Here is a 3,499-nt window from a genome sequence, read left to right as displayed (position 1 = left end):
GTCCGGGTCGAAGGCGAGTGCGATCATGCGTCCCCGCCGAGTCAGCCGCGCCCGGTAGGCGCCAAGATCGGTGCCTACTACGTCGACGATGACATCGAAGCGGCCGAGGTCTTCCGGCCGGGTCGTGCGGTAGTCCAGGGCCGCGTCGGCGCCGAGTTCTTTGACCCAGTCGAGGTTACGGGCCCCGGCGAGGGCGGTGACATGGGCGCCGAGGGCTTTGCCCAGTTGCACGGCGATGCTGCCGACACCCCCGGTGGCGCCACGGACCAGGAGCCGTTCGCCGTGTGCGAGGTGTGCCTTGTCCGTCAGAGCGGTCATGGCGGTGGTGCCCGACACCGGAAGGGCGGCGGCTTCGAGGAGGCCCAGGTTCTTCGGCGCCCGGGCGAGTCGCTGCTCGGGCACGGTGACGTAGTCGGCGATGGCTCCGAAGGCGAAGTGCGGCATGAGCCCCCACACCGCGTCTCCAGCATGCCACGCGTGAACGCCGGAGCCCACTGCCGTGACCCGGCCGGCGAAGTCTCCGCCCGTGCCGCGGGGGAACCTGGCACGGATGAGTCTGCGCATCACTGCCCGCGCGGAAGGCGATCTCCCCCGCGTCCACGCTCGCGGCGTGTACCTCGACGAGCACCTCTCCCGGTCCGGGGTGCGGTGTAGGCACCCCGGTGATGTGCAGCACCTCGGGCGGGCCAAATCGATCGCACTGAACGGCACGCATGATCTCTCCTGGCTGTCTTCTCGAAGCTTAAGTGGGGTGGCACCCTATTTTCCGTCGACTACGATAACCGAAGAGCCACCCCACTTGATGCAGACAGGAGGTCGCTGTGTCCGACAGCACGGCGCGACGGCCCTTGCGGGCGGACGCCCGGCGCAACTACGAACGCATCCTCGCCGCCGCCCAGGAGGCCTTTGCGGCCCACGGAGCCGGCGCCTCCCTGGAGGAGATCGCCCGCCACGCCGGGGTGGGCTCGGCAACCCTGCACCGGCACTTCCCCTCCCGGCGGTCCCTGCTGGAAGTCGTCTTCCATGACCGCGTCGAAGCCCTCTGTGCCAGGGCCCAGGAGCGCGCCGAAGAGAGCGAGCCCGGCGCCGCGCTCTTTTCCTGGCTGGGAGACTTCAACGCCTACGCGGCGGCCAGCCGTGGCCTGGCCGCCTCGTTGCTGCACGACGGCCGGGATACCGACCTGCTGCAGCAGAATGACAGCTGCAAAATGATGATCACCAACGCGGCCGGCGAACTCCTGCACGCGGCACAACAGGCAGGCGCCGTGCGTCCCGGCGTCCATGCCGAGGACCTGCTCACACTCGTCAGCGCCATCTCGCTCGCGACCGAGCATCACGACGACGGACGGGCGGGCCGGCTGCTGGACATCGCAATCGACGGCATCCGCCCGCATCGGCACCATCGTGCGGCTACAAACCGTGAGGCGCCCTAGTCGTTTCCCACCTCAAGGCCGCGCGCGGCCAATTGGGGCGCTCGGAATGGCCAACCAGGCCGCTCAACCACACAACAACGGGCATACCTAATTGCGCCCGTTGTAACCGGGCACCGCACTACACCGATCGCAGCGACCGAACAAAGCTCCCGGCGCCGGCCACCAGGCCCAGCCCGCCACCACCCAAGGGTGGTGCGGATCGGAGGTGGCGTCGGATCCCGCCGAGGCACGCCCCCTCAGGCATCATGCAACGGTGAGCGTCAGGGCCCGCGGACAGATCATCGGGTGCGGGCCGTATCTCGCGATCCTCGCGCCCGTGCTCCTCGGCATTCTGCTCATGCATGGGGGCCTGTTCACCCATGTCGACCCCAACCGCCACCCAGGCGGACTCTGCGGCTCTGACGGCCCGCTGATCGCCGCGGGAAGCCGGCCGGGTGCGCCGCACGGCGGAGCAGCGCACCAGCGGCCCGTCCTCGGGCACCCGGCCGGTCTCGAGGGCGCGCCTGTGGCCCTGGCTCCGGACCCGGCCGCGAGTCACGGCGGACACGTGGGCCAACTGTGCCTGGCATTCCTTCGGGTGGCGGGCATCCTGCTCGCCACCCTGTTGCTCGCCCGCGCCGTCCGGGCGGCCGTCGGCGCACGCACCCGCGCACGCCCGCTGCCCTGCCGACCCGGGCGGTCGCCCCCTGGGGGAGGGCTACCTCGCCCCCGTGCGCCCTCGCTCGCCCGCCTCTGCGTGCTGCGCGTGTAGACCGACCGGCTCAGCCGGCGTGCGTCCTCGACGACTCCCGCCCGGCGGCCCGGCATTCGGATCCACACGCATCCGGAGGACGAGGGACTTCAGCATGAGACGACTCATTCTGCTTATTTCGGCGCTTTTCGCCGCAGTCACCGTCAGCGCCTGCGGCAGCGGGGGCAGCAGCGCCATGCCCACCACTGCCACGACCACCAAAGATGGCCACAACGCGGCCGACATCGCCTTTGCCCAGAAAATGATCCCGCATCATCGGCAGGCCATCGAGATGGCCGAACTGGCCCCGTCCCGCGCTCAGAACCCGCAGGTCAGGTCCCTCGCACAGCGGATCCGAGCCGCACAGGCGCCCCAGATCGCAACCATGGCGGGTTGGCTCACCGGCTGGGGACAGCCCACCGCTCCCCCGGCCGACGCGGGCGTTGTTTCCAGCCACGGCTCGGATGACCACGGTATGGGCGACGGTGGTATGGCTGATCACGGCATGGCCGATCACGGAACGGAAACCGTGGCACCGCACGCCTCGATGGAGGGAATGATGTCCAGTGCGGGCATGACCGCCCTGAGGGACGCAACTGGATCGGCCTTCGACGAGATGTTTCTCGCCATGATGATCGAACATCACCAGGGCGCCGTCACCATGGCGAAGACCGAGATCCGTGACGGCCTCCACACGTCGGCAAAACAGCTTGCCGAGAACATTCGACGCACCCAGACGGCCGAGATCAGCAGCATGCAGGACCTGCTCACCAAGATCTGACCGGTCCTGCGCAAGGACGGGATGGTGGCTGCGACAGCGGCCGCCATCCCGTCGCGCCGAGCCCAACCGGTTCCCGCCGAGCCCACGCCGCGCCGGGGCGCGCCGACACGCCGGCACATTCACTACCCCTGCACACTCGATTCCCTCACCACCACCTTTCGTGGCACACCGTTCGACGAAACGGAATCCACTCGTCGGTAGCCGCCCGAGGATCGGAAAGGCACCGCCGCGGCAGCCCTACCCGGTACGGGAGATACCCGGCCGGCGCGGTCCCACGGCACATCTCCCGCGCCGTGCGGGTCGAGGACGCGCCCTGCGCCAAACCGACGCCACGGTGCGGCAGCCGGAAGGATTCCAGCTCCGTGCCCACCGATGACCTCGCGGCGGCCGTGTTCGACTCCCTCCCTTCCCTCGTCGCGGTGCTCGGACCGGACGGGACGGTGACCCGCCTCAACGAGGCGTGGCGCCGCAGCGCCGCGACCGGGGTAGCCCTGTTCCCCGTCCGACCCGGCATGAGCTGGTTGGCGGCATGCGACCACGCGGCGCAGGCCGCAG

4 protein-coding genes and 1 pseudogene are annotated in these 3,499 nt (G+C 69.8%); 4 read left to right on the top strand and 1 reads right to left on the bottom strand.

Features of this window, described 5'->3' with window-relative positions; translation table 11 throughout:
* On the bottom strand, positions 1–564 hold a 564-nt coding region (locus G6R25_RS31015), incomplete at its 3' end, for an NAD(P)-dependent alcohol dehydrogenase (protein WP_473246929.1).
* 257 nt (positions 565–821) lie between these two features.
* Here G6R25_RS31015 and G6R25_RS22610 point away from each other — a divergent pair.
* From G6R25_RS22610 to G6R25_RS22595, 4 genes and pseudogenes are all read left to right on the top strand, one after another.
* The gene (locus G6R25_RS22610) at positions 822–1,433 is read left to right on the top strand and encodes a TetR/AcrR family transcriptional regulator (protein WP_163554495.1); all 612 of its coding nucleotides are present in this window, start codon (positions 822–824) and stop codon (positions 1,431–1,433) included.
* Positions 1,434–1,686: 253 nt separating this feature from the next.
* Positions 1,687–2,184, top strand: coding sequence for a hypothetical protein (locus G6R25_RS22605; protein WP_235949459.1), 498 nt, complete (start codon positions 1,687–1,689; stop codon positions 2,182–2,184).
* Between the two features lie 94 nt (positions 2,185–2,278).
* Positions 2,279–2,944 carry a DUF305 domain-containing protein gene (locus G6R25_RS22600; RefSeq protein WP_163554493.1) on the top strand — a complete coding sequence of 222 codons (666 nt, stop codon included), beginning with the start codon at positions 2,279–2,281 and terminating at the stop codon, positions 2,942–2,944.
* Between the two features lie 362 nt (positions 2,945–3,306).
* Positions 3,307–3,499 (top strand): annotated as a pseudogene (locus G6R25_RS22595) (GGDEF domain-containing protein); the annotation flags it as partial.

This window comes from Candidatus Frankia alpina, from assembly GCF_902806485.1.
Taxonomy (GTDB): domain Bacteria; phylum Actinomycetota; class Actinomycetes; order Frankiales; family Frankiaceae; genus Frankia; species Frankia alpina.
The sequence above is the reverse complement of the archived record's forward strand: the minus strand, read 5'-3'. Positions and strand labels throughout refer to the sequence as shown.